This is a genomic window from Streptomyces sp. NPDC005808, assembly GCF_042871385.1.
GTDB lineage: Bacteria > Actinomycetota > Actinomycetes > Streptomycetales > Streptomycetaceae > Streptomyces.
The window spans coordinates 60,212-77,891 of sequence record NZ_JBIAIK010000004.1 but is presented as its reverse complement, the minus strand read 5'-3'; the positions used below and the strand labels follow the sequence as shown (position 1 = coordinate 77,891).

Sequence of the window (17,680 nt, the reverse complement as noted above, 5' to 3'; positions counted from 1 at the left end):
TCAAGTTTGACTAATGACTCTTCCGGGGATTACTTTCGAGGTGTAGTCAAGTTTGACTACTGGGCGAAGGGGATCGGATGACCGACGCGATCGTCGCTGAGGGTGTACGGAAGCGGTACGGCGACAAGGCGGCCCTGGACGGCCTTGACCTCGCGGTGCGCCGAGGCACCGTGCACGGCCTGCTCGGCCCGAACGGAGCCGGCAAGACCACCATGGTGCGCGTGCTGACCACCCTGCTGCGGCCCGACGAGGGCCGGGTGGAGGTCGCCGGTTACGACGTGATGCGCGAGCCCGGCAAGGTGCGGCACCGCATCGGCTTGCTCGGCCAGCACGCCGCACTCGACGAGGAACTCGGCGGACACCAGAACCTGGAGATGTTCGGCAGGCTCCACCATCTGGGCGCCCGCCACGCGCGCGTGCGGGCCGACGAACTCCTGGAGCGCTTCGGCCTCGCGGACACCGGACGCAAGGCGGTCAAGCGGTACAGCGGCGGCATGCGGCGCCGACTGGACCTGGCCGCGTCCCTCATCACCGAGCCGGAGGTGCTGTTCCTCGACGAACCGACGACCGGGCTCGACCCGCGCGGCCGGGCGGAGGTGTGGGCCGCCGTCCGGTCCCTGGTCGGAGGAGGCACCACGGTCCTGCTCACCACGCAGTACCTGGAGGAGGCCGACCAGCTCGCCCACCGCATCTCCGTCGTCGACCACGGCCGGGTCATCGCGGACGGCACGGCGGACGAGCTGAAGGCGCGCACCGGCGGCGACCGGATCGACGTGGTGCTCCGGGACGGCGGCCAACTGGGCGCCGCCGTAGCCCTGTTGCCGTTCCCCGCGGACGGCGTCTCCGTCGACACCGACCGCCGTCTCCTCAGCGCCCCGGTCACCGACCGTATGGCGGCACTCGCCGGGGCCGTCCGCGTCCTGGAGGAGGCCGGCATAGAGGCCGAGGACATCGCGCTGCGGCGGCCGACGCTGGACGAGGTGTTCCTGGACCTGACGGGAGCCGAGCGCCATATGGACCGTGCGGACGGTGCGGACCGGATGGAGGAGACCGTATGAGTACGTACGAGGCGACCCGCCCCGGGGCTTCGGGGGACTCGCGCGCTCCGCGTGCTTCGGGGGCCCACGTCCTGACCGACTGCTGGACCATGACCCGCCGCGAACTCGCCCACTGGGCAAGGCAACCCGTCCAGGTGCTCGTCGGCCTGGTCTTCCCCGTGATGCTGCTGCTGATGTTCGGTTATCTGATCGGCGGCGGCCGGGGCGTCCAGGGCGACTACGTCGACTTCCTGGTGCCCGGCATGCTCGCGCTGACCATGGCCTTCGGCCTGGAGGGCACGATGCTGGCCGTCACCCAGGACCTCAACAAGGGCGTGATCGACCGCTTCCGGTCGATGCCGATGACCAACGGAGCCGTCCTGGTGGGCCGCTCGGCCGCCGACATGCTTCAGTCGGCGGTGTCCCTGGTGGTGATGATCGGCGTCGGGTACGCGATCGGCTGGCGCGCGCACGGCACCCTCGCGGCGTTCCTGGGAGCCGTCGGACTGCTGCTGCTCTTCCGGTTCGCCATGCTGTGGATCGGCATCCACCTCGCGATGGTGGCCGGTAAGCCGGAGATGGTCCAGGCCGTGCAGATCCTGGTCTGGCCGGTCGGCTTCCTGTCCAACGCGTTCGCGACCCCGGACTCCATGCCGGGCTGGCTGGGCACGGCGGTCGAGTGGAACCCGATGTCCCAGACGGCGACGGCGGTACGGGACCTGTTCGGCGGGCCGGGCGGGGAACCGGGGCACGTCTGGGCGGCGCTGGCCTGGCCGCTGGCGCTGCTGGCGGTGTTCCTTCCGCTGGCGGTACGGAGGTTCGGGGCGCTGAGCAGGTAGGCGTACGGCGCCCTCGGCCCTGCGCCCGAAAAGTCGTCGCGAGGAAATGGGAACCCGAACGCGGCGAGCGGTGTACCAGAAATGACGGTGCGGCGCGGGATCGGGGGATTCTCATGAGGTGGGACAAGGGCAAGGCGGTCGTGGCCGCGGTACTGGGCCTGCTGGCGCTGCTGGCCGGATGCTCCGGCTCCGGCGGGGATACGACTCCAGGGGCGAAGCCCGGTGTGGGCAGCAGCGCCCCCTCCCCGACGGGAGCCTCGCCTCCCCGGATCCCCTCCTCACCGGACCTGCCCGGTGTTCCGCATGCCGTCGACTTCGCGTCGGACGCCGGCGGGTTCGCCCTGTTCACGGAGTGTGGGAAAGCACGCTGCCGGCAGCATGTCGCCGTGCTCGACAAGGGCGCCGATTCCTGGCGCCTCGGGCGCTCCCCGCTGGCGGACCTGCCCGGGGGCCGCGGTATCACGGCGGGGCTCATGGTGCTGGGCCCCGGCCGCGCGCTGATCACCGAGGGGTCGCTGGCGCTGCCCGACCGGACCTGGTTCACGGACGACGGCGGACACACCTGGCGGCGCGGCTCCGTCGCCCCCTCGGGCACGACTCCCGAGGTGCCCGAAGAAGGCGTCCTGGCCCAGGACTGCTCCCGGCTGGACGAGGAGGGGAACAACTGCGAGGCGTCCCGGCTGCTCGTGGTCCTCCCCGGCTCGGGCCGCTTCGAAGTCCTGGCCAACCAGCCCCCGCTCGCGGGCGTGCTGCGCCCGGCGGGGCAGACCGCAGGCGGCCTGCTCTTCGCCTCCGGCACCGACCCGAGCTCCGGCCTCCCGGCCCTCGCCGTCAGCGAGGACCGCGGCCGCACCTGGCGTCCGGCCCGGCTCACCGACTCCGACAAGCACGGCTGGGGAATCCGGGTGGTCTCGTCAGGAGACGTCCTGTACGCGATCCAGTCAGGCTCCTTGCCTGCCGAGGAGGGCGTGAAGAACGGCCTGCGCGCACTGCACCGCAGCACTGACGGGGGCCACACCTGGGAGCGGGTCTGGAGGTATCGCAAGGGCGTGAACCCGCTGTCCACAGTCGGCGATCCGGTCGCAGCCGCCGACGGCAGCCTCACCATCCACGGTGAGATGGGCGGCGTCTGGCGCAGCACCGACGGTGGCCGTTCCTTCGCGGAGGCCAGGGGCTCATACGCCTTGGGGGGCTCGGTGATCGTGACACCGCTCGGCTTCCTGGCGGGCGACAGCTTCGGCATCGGGAGCTACCGCATATCCGCCGACGGGATCCACTGGCACAGTTTCGTGCTGGGCGACGGAGACTGACGAGGGCCGGCCGCAGTGGCGGTTCAGTGGTGGAAGCCGGTCGCCGCGTCCTTGTCGCGTGTCAACGGATGCGGCTGCCGGCGCAGTTCCGGCAGCAGCCGCCCGAGGTCCTCCACGAACAGCTCGGCGAGGTCCTCCGAGAAGCCGTTGCGGCACACCACCCGCAGCACGGACAGGTCCTCGCGGTTGGCCGGGAAGGTGTAGGCGGGCACCAGCCAGCCCCGCTCGCGCATCCGCCGGGACACGTCGAAGACGTCGTACGCGGTCACCTCGGGCTTCGTCGTGAAGGCGAATACCGGCAACTCGTCGCCTCGGGTGAGGAGTTGGAAATCGCCCAGCGCTTCGACGCGTTCGGAGAGCCCGAGCGCCACGTCCCGGGTCGTCTGCTGCACGGCCCGGTAGCCCTCGCGGCCCAGCCGCAGGAACGTGTAGTACTGCGCCACGACCTGGGCGCCGGGCCGGGAGAAGTTGAGCGCGAAGGTCGGCATGTCGCCGCCCAGGTAGTTGACCCGGAAGACGAGTTCCTCCGGCAGCTCGACCGCCGACCGCCACAGCGCCCAGCCGACGCCGGGATAGACGAGGCCGTACTTGTGCCCCGAGGTGTTGATGGACGACACCCTGGGCAGCCGGAAGTCCCAGACCAGGTCCTCGTCGAGGAAGGGGGCGACCATGGCGCCGGACGCGCCGTCCACATGCACAGGGATGTCGAGCCCGGTCCGCTCCTGAAGGGCGTCCAGGGCCGCACACAGCTCGGCGACCGGCTCGTAGGACCCGTCGAAGGTGGACCCGAGGATGCCGACGACCCCGATGGTGTTCTCGTCGCACAGCTCGGCGGCCGCCTGGGGGTCGAGGTGGAACCGGTCGCCCTCCATGGGGACCTGACGCGCCTCGACCTCCCAGAAGTTGCAGAACTTGTCCCAGCAGACCTGGACGTTGACACCCATGACGAGATTCGGGCGCGCCCCGGGATAGCGGTCGGCGTTCCGCTGGGCCCAGCGGCGCTTGAGGGCCATCCCGGCGAGCATGCAAGCCTCGCTGGAGCCGGTCGTCGAACAGCCCACGGCTGCCGCCGGGTCAGGCGCGTTCCACAGGTCGGCGAGCATCGCCACACAGCGCCGCTCCAGCTCGGCGGTGCGCGGGTACTCGTCCTTGTCGATCATGTTCTTGTCCCGGCACTCGGTCATCAGCAACCCGGCCTGCGGCTCCATCCAGGTGGTGACGAAGGTGGCGAGGTTCAGCCGCGAGTTGCCGTCCAGCATCAGCTCGTCATGGACGAGTTGATACGCCGTCGTCGGCGGCAGCGGCCCGTCCGGGAGCCGGTGCTTGGGCGGGGCCTCGGTCATACCGCCGATCGGATTCGCCTCCCCGAAGAAGGGGTTCACGGACAGAGGACGCTCGTCGCGCTTCTCGGGGCCTTGGTGGAGCGGCATGACATAACTCCTAGCGGATCGGGGTTGCGTTCACGCGCACACCCTAAGTGGGCGAAACTGACATAACACCCCAGGGGTCCTGTGCCGGGCCCCGGGAGGTCCGCTCCGCCGCCCAGGCTCTCGGCTCCCAGGCGCATGAGGCGCGTGTGCGCCGGGACCCAGGCTGCCGAGGCCCAGGCTGCCGAGACCCAGGCTGCCGGGACCTCAGGCTCCTGGGATCCCAGGCTGCCGATAGCCCGTCCCCTGGAACCCCAGCGTGCCGGGAGCCCGGCCCCGCCGCGATTTAAGGGCTTGCACCTCACGTCACGTGAGGCCGCAGCCTGGGAGGCGTACGGAGAAGGGAGTGGAAGTGAGCTATCCAGTGGGCCAGGTCGCCGGTTTCGCCGGAGTCACGGTGCGCACGCTGCACCACTACGACGAGATCGGCCTGCTCGTACCGAGCGGCCGCAGCCACGCGGGCCACCGGCGTTACAGCGACGCCGACCTCGACCGCCTGCAGCAGATCCTGTTCTACCGCGAACTCGGCTTCCCCCTCGACGAGGTCGCCGCCCTGCTCGACGACCCGGCCGCGGACCCGCGCGCGCATCTGCGCCGGCAGCACGAGCTGCTGACCGCCCGGATCGAGAAGCTGCAGAAGATGGCGGCGGCCGTGGAACACGCCATGGAGGCACGCACGATGGGCATCAACCTCACTCCCGAGGAGAAGTTCGAGGTCTTCGGGGACAAGGATCCGGAAGCGCACGCCGAAGAGGCCGAGCGGCGCTGGGGCGGCACGGAGGCGTACGCCGAGTCGCAGCGCCGTGCCGCCGGATACACCAAGGACGACTGGCAGCGCATGCAGGCCGAAGTGGCTTCCTGGGGCGAGCGTTACGACGCCCTGATGGAGGCCGGTGAGCCGCCGACCGGCGAGCGCGCCATGGACCTGGCCGAGAAACACCGGCAGCACATCACCACATGGTTCTACGCATGCTCGTACGAGATCCACCAAGGGCTCGCCGGGATGTACGTCTCCGACGAGCGCTTCAAGGAGTTCTACGACTCCATGCGCCCGGGGCTCGCCGAGCACCTGAGGGACGCGATCGGGGCGAACGCGGCCCGGCACGCCCAGGGAGCCTGACGGTAAGGGGCGCCGCCAATCGCGGACGCCCCTTACCGCCGCGCGCTTCTCCGCGGTCGGCCCTGTTGCTTCCGGCCGGCGTGTTTCCCTACTCCTTGACCAGCACGACCGCTGTCCCGTACGCGCACACCTCTGTGCCCACGTCCGCCGCCTCCGTCACGTCGAAGCGGAACATCAGCACCCCGTTGGCGCCACGCGCGCGTGCCTGTTCGATGAGCCGTTCCATGGCCTGGTTGCGGGTCTCCACGAGCGTCTTGGTGAGCCCCTTGAGCTCACCGCCGATCATCGACTTCAGACCGGCGCCGATCTGACTGCCCAGGTGCCGGGAGCGCACGGTGAGGCCGAAGACCTCGCCGATGACTTCCTGGACTCGGTGACCGGGTGCGTCGTTCGTCGTCACGACCAGAACGTCCGAGTGGGGTCCCTGACCGCCGCCGTACTCTTCTATGCCCATGACGTACAGCTTTGTACGGCTCACAGCTTTGTACCAGTCGGGGCACAGTGCATCCTGTAGGTGTCGGTGGAACCTGGGTGCGACGCAATGCGTTGATAGCTTTGGTCGGCCGCATCTGGACCGCCGTCCCTTCCTTCACCCCTCAGGAGCCCGGAACCGTGACGACGCTTGCCCTCGGACCAAGCTGGCTGGATCCGAACACGCTCCTGGACAACTTCGGTATCTGGGGCCTGCTGCTCATCGTCTTCGCCGAGTCCGGCCTTCTCATCGGCTTCTTCCTGCCGGGCGACTCGCTGCTGTTCACCGCCGGACTGCTGATCACCGCGGGCACGCTGGACTTCCCGCTGTGGGCGGCGATCGCGCTGATCTGTGTCGCGGCGATCCTCGGTGACCAGGCGGGCTACCTGTTCGGCAAGAAGGTCGGACCCTCGCTCTTCACCCGCCCGGACTCCCGTCTCTTCAAACAGGAGAACGTGGTCAAGGCCCACGAGTTCTTCGAGAAGCACGGGCCCAAGTCCCTGGTCCTGGCCCGCTTCGTGCCCATCGTGCGCACGTTCACGCCGATCATCGCCGGCGTCAGCGGCATGCGGTACCGCTCGTTCATCACGTACAACGTCATCGGTGGCATCCTCTGGGGTGCCGGAGTCACGGCGCTCGGCGCCTGGCTCGGCAACATCGAGTTCGTGCACAAGAACATCGAGGCGATCCTGATCCTGATCGTCCTGATCTCGGTGATCCCGATCGTCATCGAGTACCTCCGGGCGCGCGGCAAGTCCAAGAAGGAAGCCGCCCGGGCTCCCGAGCCGGCTCCCAGCGGACCGGCCCACGACGCGACCGCGCAGCTCCGGGTGCCCCCGCTCCAGCACTACCAGAACCAGAGTCAGAACCAGAACCAGAACCCGGACTCGTACCAGGACCCGAACCAGCCGCCGCGCGGCGGCCGTCACGCCAAGCGGTAGCCGTAGGCGTAGCTCCGTCTGAAGCCCTCGTACGACTGCTAGGACCTGTCCTAGAAGCCGCGCGTCCGCTTGGCCGCGCGGCGGCCCTCGGCGCTCCCGCCCGGCACCCGCAGGAACAGCCGGGAGATCTCGGAGCCCAGGTTCACGCCGATGGCGATGGCCATCGCGAGGGCGGCGGCCTTGGTCAGGGACACGAGCCCCTTGTCGAGCTCGTTCTGGGCGATGGAGAGCAGGCCGAAGTAGGTGGCCGAACCCGGCAGCAGTGGTCCGATCGCGGCCGTCGTGTACGGGAGCGCGGACGCGAACCGGTAGCGGGACAGCAACTGCCCGAACAGGCCGACCAGACCAGCCGCCGCGGCCGTGGAGGCGACCGGTGAGATGCCGCCCGCGTAGTGCATCGCCCCGTACACCGACCAGGCGACGCCTCCGTTGAGGGTCACCGCGAGAACGGTGGACCGTTCCTGCTGGAGCAGGATCGCAAAGGTGAGCGACAGCAGCATGGAAGCGGCGATCTGCAGCAGAGGCCGCTCGGAGATGCTCAGGGCCTGGTCCGGATTGAGTTCCGCGCCCAGCTTCACGCCGAAATAGAGCACAAGAAGTACGCCTACGACGATGCCCACGAACAAGTACATGACTTCCAGCAGACGTGCGGACGCGGTGATGTAGAAGCCCGTCAGCCCGTCCTGGACGCCCGCGACGAGCGCCCGCCCGGGCAGCAGCGCGAACAGCCCACCGGTGATCACCGCGGACGCCTTCACGTCCATGTGCGCAAGCTGGATCGCGACACCGATCGCGGCGGGCGGCATCGCTGCGACCGTGAACTGGTAGAACTCCGGAAGCCCGCGCCCCGCGCACAGCCACGCCAGCCGGTCGCCCAGCATCGCGCCGAGCGCGGCGGCGACGAACACCAGGGCGTCACCGCCGACGAGTACCGAGGCCGCGCCGGCCAGCAACCCGGTCGCCGAGGTCAGCACCCAGCCGGGATACGGGTGCCGGTTCCGCCGCATCTCGGCGAGCCGCCCGTAAGCCTCCTCCAGGGAGATCGCGGTCTCCGGGTCGCTCAGGTCGTCCACGAGCCGGAAGACGGCCGCGAGGCGTGTGTAGTCGGTGCCCCGGCGGCGTACGGTCCGCGACGCCGTCACCGGGTCCTCCACCAGGGACGGCTGGTGCGAGATGGACAACAGCGTGAAGGTGACGGTCGGCTCGCAGCGGTCCAGGCCGTAGCTGCGGCACACCGCGAACATCGCCGCCTCCACGTCCTCGGCGCCCTCACCGCCCGCGAGCAGCAGTTCGCCGATACGCAGGGTCAGGTCGAGCACGCGCGGGACGGCGGGCCCCGACTCGTCCTCCTTGTGGACCGGTTCGGGCGCGGGCCGCTCGGTCACCGGCATGCGCAGCATCTCGCGCATCCGGTCCTGCCAGGGCACGTCCTTGGTCAGCTTGACCTTGGGAATGCCCGTCGGAGGCGTGAACGCGGGCCAGGCGGTCGGCGCGCTGTACGAAGCCGGCGTACTGAACGCCGAACCCTCGGCGTCGGCCGCGGACGGCTGGGCCACGCCCAGCCCCTTCGGGAGCGCGAACTCGGACGTCGTCGACGACTCGTCATCGACCGCCGGTGACTGCGGCGGTGCCACACCGGCCGGCTGGGAGAAAGCACTCCTCGCCTCGTCCGACTGCGGTTTGCGGTCTTCCGCCTCCGTCACCAAAAACTCCCGGCTCGCTTTCCCCGTAATGCCTCAGTATGCGCACAGGCACACACAAGCAGGCCGCCCGGCCCGTACGGGACCGCGCGGCCTGCTGTTGTCATGACGCACGCGCCGCAGCCATCAATTGAGCAACCACGATGGCGAGCAACCAGCTCCGCGAGAGCGGCGCCGGTTTAGGCGCAAAAAGGGGCGTGCTCAGTGGCCGCCCTGCTCCTTGAGTCGCTTGTACGAGCGCTCGATCTCGGCCTCGGCCTCCGTGCGGCCCACCCAGTTGGCGCCCTCGACGGACTTGCCGGGCTCCAGGTCCTTGTAGACCTCGAAGAAGTGCTGGATCTCCAGGCGGTCGAACTCCGACACGTGGTGGATGTCGCGCAGGTGCTCCACCCGGGGGTCGTGCGCCGGGACGCACAGCAGCTTGTCGTCGCCGCCGGCCTCGTCCGTCATACGGAACATGCCGATCGTGCGGCACTGGATGAGGCACCCGGGGAAGGTCGGCTCGTCCAGGATGACCAGCGCGTCCAGCGGGTCGCCGTCCTCGCCGAGGGTGTTCTCGACGAATCCGTAGTCGGCCGGGTAACTGGTCGAGGTGAAGAGTCGACGGTCCAAGCGGATCCGACCGGTCTCGTGGTCCACCTCGTACTTGTTCCGCGAACCCTTCGGAATCTCGATCGTGACGTCGAACTCCACCGGTGGCTCCTCCATGATCAGCACATAGTTCTGGTGGTTAAGTGTCCCTCACGCAGGTGTGTGATCGCGAAAGGGGCTGGTGGTCGTGCCAGAGGTGAGGGCTTGGCGGGCCGCGAGACCGCATGTGGTGCGGATCGCGGGTTCGGTGAAACCGCACGTGGCGCGGATCACCCAAGCCGTGCGGCCGCGTCCCGTCAAGTTCACGACCCCGCAGCTCACAGTCGTCGCAGCCGCCGTGGGCCTGGTGCTCGCGGCCGGGGCGGTGGCCGCGGCCGGTCCCTGGGACTCCTCCGGTCAGCGTACGGCGGAGCGCGACTGGGCGGCATCACGGGTGGGCGAGGGTGGCACAGATCACGCCCTTACCTCCGGTACGTCCGCGACGGCGCCCCGCCCCGCGCCCAGCGCCGGCTCCGTGCTGACCGGACTCGGCGGCTCCACCGCCACGGGTCGGGTGCCCGCACCCGCTCAGAAGGCACTCGCGGATGTCCTCGACCCGCTCCTGAACGATCCCGCCCTGGGCGCGGAGCGGAGCGCCGCGGTCGTCGACGTGGCGACCGGAAAGCGGCTGTACGACAAGGGTGCGGGCGAGTCCCGGACGCCGGCCTCCACCACGAAGATCGCCACCGCCGTCGCCGCGCTCTCGGCGGCGGGCCCCGACCACCGCATCACCACGCGCGCGGTCCTGGAGCCTGACACCAACGAGGTCGTCCTCGTCGGCGCCGGCGACCCGACCCTGACCGCCCGCGAGGACGCGAAGGGCTGTGCGAGCCTGCGCACCCTGGCCGACGAGACGGCAACCGCCCTGAAGGAGCGTCACCTGTCCCAGGTGACGCTCTCGTACGACACCTCGCTGTACTCGGGTGCCACCGTGCACCCCATCGGCGACAACCCCAACCTCGCACCGGTCACCGCCCTGATGGTCGACGAAGCCCGCACCGACGACTCGGACAGCGGCACGGCCACGCGCAGCCAGGACCCGGCAGGGGATGCGGCCAGGGAGTTCGAGAAGCTGCTCCAGGCCAAGGGCATCAAGACGACATCGCCCGGCCTCTCGAAGGCGACGGGCCGTTCGCAGGCCCTCGCCTCGGTCTCCTCACCGCCCATGTCCGCCCTCGTCGAGCGGATGCTGACGAACAGCGACAACGACATCGCGGAGGCGCTGGCCCGCCAGGTCGCTCTCGCGGCGGGCGAGCAGGCGAGTTTCGAGGGCGGCGGGAGGGCGATCGGCCTGCAGTTGAAGAAGCTCGGATTCCCCCTGTCCGGCGTGGAGTTCGCTGACGGCAGCGGTCTGAACCGCGCCGACAAGCTGACGGCCGGCCTGCTCACCGCGCTGCTGGCGAAGGCCGGCGATCCCGCCCACCCCGAACTCCGCCCCGTCCTGACCGGCCTCCCCGTCGCCGGCTTCACCGGCACCCTCACCGACCGCTACGACACCGATGTCTCCGCCACCGGCGTCGTACGCGCCAAGACCGGCACCCTGACGGGCGTCAACACCCTGGCGGGCACGGTCGTCGACACCGACGGCCGCCTCCTCGCCTTCGCCTTCCTGACCTCCGACGAGGCCAGCCCACCGCAGAAGGAAGCGGCCCAGGCAGCCCTGGACCGCACCGCTACGGCGTTGGCGGGGTGCGGCTGCAGGTAGTCGTCCTTCCGCGCGTTCGCTGCCGCTGCCGCTCTGGGCAGTCGTCCCGGAGGGCGATGGGGGTCCCCCCTCGGGCGAAGCCGGGAGTGGGAGGGCGGGCGTCAGCTGACAGCGCCGGGCACGGATCGAACAGACCCCCGCCCCTGCCGACCCGGAGGGCACCCGGCGTACCGCCCGCCCCAAGGCGGAGGGCGACCAGGACCTCGTACCTCTCACCGCAGTCGGACACGCTCACGTACGGTTGACGCATGACGAGCATCGGTGGTGCCGAGATGGTCGACTGGAATCTCGCGGTGGCAACCGCGACACGGCTCGTACGTCCGGGCCCCGAGGTGAGCCGAGACGAGGCCAGAGAGGTCGTCGCGGAGCTGAGGCGACACGCGAAAGCCTCGGAGCTGCACGTCCGGGCCTTCACTCGGATGGGCACGGAGGACACCCACGACACCCCCATCCTCGTCGTGGACCGCCCCGGCTGGGTGCGGGCGAACGTCGCCGGGTTCAGGGAGGTGCTCAAGCCCCTGCTGGACAAGATGCAGGAGCGGCGGGCGAGCACCCCGGGCGGAGCCGTCCTCGGCGCCGTCGGCGGCAAGGTCACCGGCGTGGAGCTGGGCATGCTGCTGTCGTTCCTGTCGTCGCGGGTCCTGGGCCAGTACGAGACGTTCGCTCCGGCGACGCGCGAGCTGCCCGCGGGCGGCCCCTCTGATTCACCGAGTGGCGGCGGCAGGCTCCTCCTGGTCGCGCCGAACATCGTGCACGTGGAGCGCGAACTCGACGTACAGCCCCACGACTTCCGGCTCTGGGTCTGTCTGCACGAGGAGACGCACCGCACCCAGTTCACGGCCGTGCCGTGGCTGCGGGCCCACCTGGAGGGCGAAATCCAGTCGTTCCTGGGGGAGACCGAGGTCGATCCCATGACCGTCCTCGAACGTATCCGCGAAGCCGCCCAGTCGCTGGCGGGCGGACGGCCCGAGGGCGAGGAGGACGACGGCGGCCGCTCGCTCGTCGAGATCGTGCAGACGCCCGCCCAGCGGGAGATCCTCGGCCGGCTGACCGCCGTGATGTCGCTCCTGGAGGGCCATGCGGACTTCGTGATGGACGGCGTCGGTCCCGACGTCGTGCCGTCCGTCGCCGAGATCCGCGAGAAGTTCCAGCAACGCCGTGCCAAGGGGGCCTCCCGACTGGACCTTGCCCTGCGCAAGCTGCTCGGTCTGGATGCCAAACTGAGGCAGTACAAGGACGGCGAGCGATTCGTGCGGTCCGTCGTCGAGGAGGTCGGCATGGACGGGTTCAACCGCGTCTGGACTTCTCCGAACACTCTGCCGACCAAGACGGAGATCGCCAAACCGGCGGACTGGATCACGCGGGTGCATCGCAAGTCGGAGTCGTGAACCCGCGTGGGGGTCGTGAAGGGAATCCGGCCGACGGCAGGCAAACGCCCCTTCAATCACCCGTCCGAGGGACCGTGAGCCATCGGTAGGCGTGCAATGCTCGGGGAACGGCCCGGTTCTGTCACCATCTACACACTCTGAGTGACCGATACCGGGTTAACCCCCCGAAAACTTCATGAAGGGAACCGGACATGGGTCCCCATCCTGCGGTCGCGGCGATACGCCTGGCGGTTCGCCGCGTACTCCACGACATCCTCACCGAGCACACGCCCGCCTCCGACACCAGGCGCACGCCCGCTCCCGACACCAGGCGCACGTCCGCCTCCGACGCCGCGCGGCCGCCCGCCGCCGAGCGCGTACCCGCCCCGGGTACCAGGCGCTCGACCGCCCCCGACATCCCCCCGGCAGCCCCGCACCAGCCGACACCGCTGGTGCTCGTCGCGTGCTCCGGTGGCGCCGACTCGATGGCGCTCGCCTCCGCCCTCGCCTTCGAAGCCCCCAAGCTCGGCATCCGCGCCGGCGGGATCACCGTCGACCACGGTCTGCAACCCGGCTCCGACCTGCGCGCCGACGAGGTCGTGCTGCGCCTCACCGAGCTGGGACTGAACCCGGCCGAGTCCATCGCCGTCACCGTGGGCCGCGAAGGCGGGCCCGAGGCCGCCGCCCGCGACGCCCGGTACTCCGCCCTGGACGCCGCCGCCGAACGCCACGGCGCCACCGCGATCCTGCTCGGCCACACCCGCGACGACCAAGCCGAAACCGTCCTGCTCGGTCTCGCCCGCGGCTCCGGTATCCGCTCCCTGTCCGGAATGGCGGCTGTTTCCGGGGGTCCGGGGGCCGCCCGCCGTTACCGCCGCCCGTTCCTCTTCCTGGACCGGCAGACCGCCCGCAAGGCCTGCATGGTCCAGTCGCTGCCCGTCTGGGACGACCCGCACAACGCCGACCCGGCCTACACCCGCTCCCGGCTGCGCCACGAGGGCCTGCCCGCCCTGGAGAAGGCGCTCGGCAAGGGAGTCGTCGAGGCACTCGCCCGTACCGCTCAGCTCTCCCGCGACGACGCCGACGCCCTCGACGCCTGGGCCAGCCAGGCAGAGGCCTCCGTACGGGACGCAGCGGGCCTCCTGGAGTGCGCCAAGCTCTATGCCCTGCCGCCGGCCGTACGCCGCCGCATCCTGCGCCGTGCCGCCATCGAGGCGGGCGCCCCGGCCGGTTCGCTCTTCGCCCGGCACATCGAGGAAGTCGACCGGCTGATCACCGGCTGGCGCGGCCAGGGAGCCATCAATCTCCCGGGCAAGGTCGTCGCCCAGCGCCAGGGTGGCAGACTGGTGATTCGGCAAGGCTGAATCCGGACCCTCCACCGGGACCGCCCACGCGGTTCCCGGGGGCCCTCTCACGCGGGTGGCGAGCGGTTCGAGCGGCCGCCGAAAAGGTTCGGACGGACGACCGAAAGTGATGCGGGTGGACGCGAAAGACATGGGCACCGACCTCAAGTCGGTGCTCATCACCAAGGAAGAGATCGACGCCAAGCTGGTTGAGCTGGCCGCGAAGATCGACGCGGAGTACGCGGACAAGGACCTGCTGATCGTCGGTGTCCTCAAGGGCGCCGTGATGGTCATGGCGGACCTGGCGCGCGCGCTGTCCACCCCCGTCACCATGGACTGGATGGCGGTGTCCTCGTACGGCGCGGGCACCCAGTCCTCCGGTGTGGTGCGGATCCTCAAGGACCTCGACACCGACATCAAGGGCAAGCACGTCCTGATCGTCGAGGACATCATCGACTCGGGGCTGACCCTGTCCTGGCTGATCTCCAACCTCGGCTCCCGCGAGCCCGCCTCCCTCAAGGTGTGCACCCTGCTGCGCAAGCCGGACGCGGCCAAGGTCGCGATCGACGTGGAGTGGGTCGGCTTCGACATCCCGAACGAGTTCGTCATCGGCTACGGCCTCGACTACGCGGAGAAGTACCGCAACCTCCCGTTCGTCGGTACGCTCGCGCCTCACGTGTACGGCGGTTAGCACAGCCGTGTAGGACAACCGGGAACCCCAGCGGGCTTCCCGCCGTTGGAGCATGCGTAGACGGGATTGTCGGCAGTCCACTGCGGCTTCGGGTGACAATGCTGGGGTACCGTCCGCAGAACAGTCTTTAAAAGTCTTTATCAATCTCACTATGGCAGGAGGGACGGGGCGTCACCGCTCCGTATGGATGGACGTGAAGCGATACTTCCGTGGGCCGGTCATGTGGATCGTGCTGGCCGTCCTTGCCGTGGTCGTGTTGATGCAGGTCGTCGGCTCGTCCGGCGGCTACAAGACAGTGGACACCGGCCAGGTCGTCCAGGCGATCAATGACAACAAGGTCGAGTCGGCCAAGATCACCACCGGCGACGAGCAGATCATCAAGGTCTCTCTCAAAGATGGCGTGAAGGTCGAGGGCAGCTCCCAGATTCAGGCGAGCTACATCGGCAACCAGGGCGTGACCCTGGCGGACACTCTCCAGAACAAGTTCCAGAACAAGCAGATCCCGGACGGCTACACAGTGTCGCCGTCCAAGCAGAACCCCTTCCTGGGCATCCTGCTTTCTCTGCTGCCCTTCGTCCTCATCGTCGTCGTCTTCCTGTTCCTGATGAACCAGATGCAGGGCGGCGGCTCCCGGGTCATGAACTTCGGGAAGTCCAAGGCGAAGCTCATCACCAAGGACACCCCGAAGACGACGTTCGCCGATGTGGCGGGCTCGGACGAGGCGGTCGAGGAACTCCACGAGATCAAGGAGTTCCTCCAGGAGCCGGCGAAGTTCCAGGCCGTCGGGGCGAAGATCCCCAAGGGTGTGCTGCTCTACGGGCCTCCTGGAACCGGTAAGACGCTGCTCGCGCGTGCTGTCGCGGGTGAGGCAGGCGTCCCCTTCTACTCGATCTCGGGTTCCGACTTCGTCGAGATGTTCGTCGGTGTCGGTGCCTCCCGAGTCCGTGACCTGTTCGAGCAGGCCAAGGCGAACGCTCCGGCGATCGTCTTCGTCGACGAGATCGACGCGGTCGGCCGTCATCGCGGCGCCGGCCTCGGAGGCGGTCACGACGAGCGCGAGCAGACGCTCAACCAGCTGCTCGTCGAGATGGACGGCTTCGACGTGAAGGGCGGCGTCATCCTGATCGCCGCCACGAACCGGCCCGACATCCTCGACCCGGCCCTCCTGCGCCCCGGCCGCTTCGACCGCCAGATCGCGGTCGACCGCCCGGACATGCAGGGCCGTCTGGAGATCCTCAAGGTTCACCAGAAGGGCAAGCCGGTCGCTCCCGGCGTCGACCTCGGTGCGGTCGCCCGGCGTACACCGGGCTTCACCGGCGCGGACCTGTCGAACGTGCTGAACGAAGCTGCGCTGCTCACCGCGCGCAACAACGGGAAGCTGATCGACAACGACATGCTGGACGAGGCGATCGACCGTGTGGTCGCGGGCCCGCAGAAGCGGACCCGGATCATGTCGGACAAGGAGAAGAAGATCACCGCGTACCACGAGGGCGGCCACGCCCTGGTCGCGGCGGCGTCTCCGAACTCCGACCCGGTCCACAAGATCACGATCCTGTCGCGTGGCCGTGCCCTCGGCTACACGATGGTCCTGCCGGACGAGGACAGGTACTCCACGACCCGCAACGAGATGCTCGACCAGCTGGCATACATGCTGGGCGGGCGTGCGGCCGAGGAGCTCGTCTTCCACGACCCGACCACGGGCGCTGCGAACGACATCGAGAAGGCCACGGCCACGGCCCGCGCGATGGTCACGCAGTACGGCATGACCGAGCGTCTTGGCGCGATCAAGTTCGGCGGCGACAACACCGAGCCCTTCCTGGGCCGGGAGATGTCGCACCCGCGTGACTACTCGGAAGAGGTAGCCGCGCTCGTCGACGAAGAGGTCAAGAAGCTCATCGAGAACGCGCACAACGAGGCCTGGGAGATCCTGGTCGAGAACCGCGACGTCCTCGACAACCTGGTGCTCCAGCTGCTGGAGAAGGAGACGCTGAGCAAGGAGCAGATCGCCGAGATCTTCGCTCCCCTCGTGAAGCGTCCGGCCCGTCCCGCGTGGACCGGCTCCTCCCGGCGCACTCCGTCCACCCGCCCGCCGGTGCTCTCCCCCAAGGAGCTGTCACTGACGAACGGGGCGAACGGCGCTACGCCGGCCATCGCCAACGTGACGGAGTCCGTCCCGGCGACGGAAGCAGTCCCGGAGGAGCGTCCCGAGAGCTGACCTCCACGGCTCCCGGTGGCCCCACCAGGCCCGGAATGGATGCCGCGCCCCCCAGGTTCTAGCCTGGGGGGCGCGGCATTTTCGTATGCCCGTACGTTTGACGCGTCGACCCGCGCGCTTGAGAGGCACAGGAACGAGGACCTACATGACCGACCCAGTGACGCTGGACGGCGAGGGTGTGATCGGCGAGTTCGACGAGAAGCGAGCCGAGAACGCGATACGAGAGCTCCTCATCGCGGTCGGCGAGGACCCGGACCGCGAGGGCCTGAGGGAGACCCCGGGGCGGGTGGCGCGGGCGTATCGGGAGATATTCGCGGGCCTGTGGCAGCAGCCGGGGGATGTCCTGACGACGACGTTCGACCTTGGGCACGACGAAATGGTCCTCGTGAAGGACATCGAGGTGTTCAGCACGTGTGAACACCACCTGGTGCCGTTCCGGGGTGTTGCGCACGTGGGCTACATTCCGGCCACCAGTGGCAAGATCACAGGTCTGTCCAAGCTGGCGCGGCTGGTGGACGTCTATGCCCGGCGGCCGCAGGTGCAGGAGCGGCTGACGACGCAGATCGCCGACTCCCTGATGGAGATCCTGGAGCCGCGCGGCGTGATCGTGGTCGTCGAGTGCGAGCACATGTGCATGTCGATGCGCGGCATCCGCAAGCCCGGCGCGAAGACGATCACGTCGGCGGTGCGGGGGCAGCTGCGGGATGCAGCTACGCGCAATGAGGCGATGAGCCTGATCATGGCGCGCTAGCCGACGCTCCGCCGGGGGCCGGGGGCCGGGGGCCGGGGGCCGGGTACGGTGGCTGCGGGTGTGGTGCCTGACCGTGCGGTGCCTGCGGGGGCGTCGTGGCCGGTCGCGCAGTTCTCCGCGCGCCTGTGGGGC

15 protein-coding genes are annotated in these 17,680 nt (G+C 69.4%); 11 read left to right on the top strand and 4 right to left on the bottom strand.

Annotated features, from left to right (window positions below):
• The first annotated feature begins 77 nt into the window (after positions 1 to 77).
• The 3 genes from ACFYPC_RS10675 (at position 78) to ACFYPC_RS10665 (ending at position 3,186) form a co-directional block, all read left to right on the top strand.
• Positions 78 to 1,058, top strand: a complete 981-nt coding sequence (locus tag ACFYPC_RS10675; RefSeq protein WP_388673541.1) for an ATP-binding cassette domain-containing protein — start codon at positions 78 to 80, stop codon at positions 1,056 to 1,058.
• Positions 1,055 to 1,876 (top strand): ABC transporter permease, encoded by an 822-nt coding sequence (locus tag ACFYPC_RS10670; protein WP_388673539.1) that lies wholly within the window; start codon positions 1,055 to 1,057, stop codon positions 1,874 to 1,876. Before ACFYPC_RS10675 ends, ACFYPC_RS10670 begins: the two co-directional genes overlap by 4 nt.
• Positions 1,877 to 1,989: 113 nt before the next feature.
• Positions 1,990 to 3,186, top strand: a complete 1,197-nt coding sequence (locus tag ACFYPC_RS10665; protein WP_388673537.1) for a WD40/YVTN/BNR-like repeat-containing protein — start codon at positions 1,990 to 1,992, stop codon at positions 3,184 to 3,186.
• Positions 3,187 to 3,209: 23 nt separating this feature from the next.
• Here ACFYPC_RS10665 and ACFYPC_RS10660 read toward each other — a convergent pair whose 3' ends face one another.
• Entirely contained in the window at positions 3,210 to 4,616 is a 1,407-nt protein-coding gene (locus ACFYPC_RS10660; protein WP_388673535.1) for a glutamate decarboxylase, read from the bottom strand.
• A gap of 349 nt (positions 4,617 to 4,965) precedes the next feature.
• Here ACFYPC_RS10660 and ACFYPC_RS10655 point away from each other — a divergent pair, with 349 nt between their 5' ends.
• Positions 4,966 to 5,733, top strand: a complete 768-nt coding sequence (locus tag ACFYPC_RS10655; RefSeq protein WP_388673533.1) for a MerR family transcriptional regulator — start codon at positions 4,966 to 4,968, stop codon at positions 5,731 to 5,733.
• Positions 5,734 to 5,821: 88 nt separating this feature from the next.
• Here the strand turns inward: ACFYPC_RS10655 and ACFYPC_RS10650 are convergent, their stop codons facing one another.
• Entirely contained in the window at positions 5,822 to 6,187 is a 366-nt protein-coding gene (locus ACFYPC_RS10650) for a YbjQ family protein (protein WP_388673531.1), read from the bottom strand.
• A gap of 158 nt (positions 6,188 to 6,345) precedes the next feature.
• Here ACFYPC_RS10650 and ACFYPC_RS10645 point away from each other — a divergent pair, with 158 nt between their 5' ends.
• A complete protein-coding gene (locus ACFYPC_RS10645) occupies positions 6,346 to 7,146 on the top strand; it encodes a DedA family protein (protein ID WP_388673529.1) in 801 nt (266 codons plus the stop codon).
• Between the two features lie 50 nt (positions 7,147 to 7,196).
• Here the strand turns inward: ACFYPC_RS10645 and ACFYPC_RS10640 are convergent, their stop codons facing one another.
• Positions 7,197 to 8,849: a threonine/serine exporter family protein gene (locus ACFYPC_RS10640; RefSeq protein WP_388673527.1), complete on the bottom strand. Its 1,653-nt coding sequence runs from the start codon at positions 8,847 to 8,849 to the stop codon at positions 7,197 to 7,199.
• A 198-nt stretch (positions 8,850 to 9,047) separates the two neighbouring features.
• Complete coding sequence (locus tag ACFYPC_RS10635; RefSeq protein ID WP_168529311.1) at positions 9,048 to 9,539, bottom strand: inorganic diphosphatase; 492 nt, start codon at positions 9,537 to 9,539, stop codon at positions 9,048 to 9,050.
• 79 nt (positions 9,540 to 9,618) lie between these two features.
• Here ACFYPC_RS10635 and dacB point away from each other — a divergent pair, with 79 nt between their 5' ends.
• The 6 genes from dacB to folE all read left to right on the top strand — a co-directional run bounded on the left by dacB (position 9,619) and on the right by folE (position 17,548).
• Complete coding sequence (gene dacB, locus ACFYPC_RS10630; protein ID WP_388673525.1) at positions 9,619 to 11,181, top strand: D-alanyl-D-alanine carboxypeptidase/D-alanyl-D-alanine-endopeptidase; 1,563 nt, start codon at positions 9,619 to 9,621, stop codon at positions 11,179 to 11,181.
• Between the two features lie 248 nt (positions 11,182 to 11,429).
• Entirely contained in the window at positions 11,430 to 12,569 is a 1,140-nt protein-coding gene (locus tag ACFYPC_RS10625; protein ID WP_388673523.1) for a zinc-dependent metalloprotease, read from the top strand.
• Between the two features lie 191 nt (positions 12,570 to 12,760).
• Positions 12,761 to 13,912, top strand: a complete 1,152-nt coding sequence (gene tilS, locus ACFYPC_RS10620) for a tRNA lysidine(34) synthetase TilS (RefSeq protein ID WP_388673521.1) — start codon at positions 12,761 to 12,763, stop codon at positions 13,910 to 13,912.
• Between the two features lie 109 nt (positions 13,913 to 14,021).
• Complete coding sequence (hpt, locus tag ACFYPC_RS10615; protein WP_388673519.1) at positions 14,022 to 14,582, top strand: hypoxanthine phosphoribosyltransferase; 561 nt, start codon at positions 14,022 to 14,024, stop codon at positions 14,580 to 14,582.
• Positions 14,583 to 14,769: 187 nt separating this feature from the next.
• Positions 14,770 to 16,797 carry an ATP-dependent zinc metalloprotease FtsH gene (ftsH, locus tag ACFYPC_RS10610; protein WP_388674307.1) on the top strand — a complete coding sequence of 676 codons (2,028 nt, stop codon included), beginning with the start codon at positions 14,770 to 14,772 and terminating at the stop codon, positions 16,795 to 16,797.
• Positions 16,798 to 16,942: 145 nt separating this feature from the next.
• Entirely contained in the window at positions 16,943 to 17,548 is a 606-nt protein-coding gene (folE, locus tag ACFYPC_RS10605; RefSeq protein ID WP_388673517.1) for a GTP cyclohydrolase I FolE, read from the top strand.
• Positions 17,549 to 17,680 lie beyond the last annotated feature (132 nt).

Bases quoted from the DNA above. Each gene is read 5' to 3' on its own strand.
- ftsH (WP_388674307.1), top strand. From the start codon at position 14,770: ATGGACGTGAAGCGATACTTCCGTGGGCCGGTCATGTGGATCGTGCTG.
- folE (WP_388673517.1), top strand. From the start codon at position 16,943: ATGACCGACCCAGTGACGCTGGACGGCGAGGGTGTGATCGGCGAGTTC.
- ACFYPC_RS10675 (WP_388673541.1), top strand. From the start codon at position 78: ATGACCGACGCGATCGTCGCTGAGGGTGTACGGAAGCGGTACGGCGAC.
- ACFYPC_RS10665 (WP_388673537.1), top strand. From the start codon at position 1,990: ATGAGGTGGGACAAGGGCAAGGCGGTCGTGGCCGCGGTACTGGGCCTG.
- ACFYPC_RS10660 (WP_388673535.1), bottom strand. From the start codon at position 4,616: ATGCCGCTCCACCAAGGCCCCGAGAAGCGCGACGAGCGTCCTCTGTCC.
- ACFYPC_RS10650 (WP_388673531.1), bottom strand. From the start codon at position 6,187: ATGGGCATAGAAGAGTACGGCGGCGGTCAGGGACCCCACTCGGACGTT.
- ACFYPC_RS10625 (WP_388673523.1), top strand. From the start codon at position 11,430: ATGACGAGCATCGGTGGTGCCGAGATGGTCGACTGGAATCTCGCGGTG.
- ACFYPC_RS10670 (WP_388673539.1), top strand. From the start codon at position 1,055: ATGAGTACGTACGAGGCGACCCGCCCCGGGGCTTCGGGGGACTCGCGC.
- tilS (WP_388673521.1), top strand. From the start codon at position 12,761: ATGGGTCCCCATCCTGCGGTCGCGGCGATACGCCTGGCGGTTCGCCGC.
- hpt (WP_388673519.1), top strand. From the start codon at position 14,022: ATGCGGGTGGACGCGAAAGACATGGGCACCGACCTCAAGTCGGTGCTC.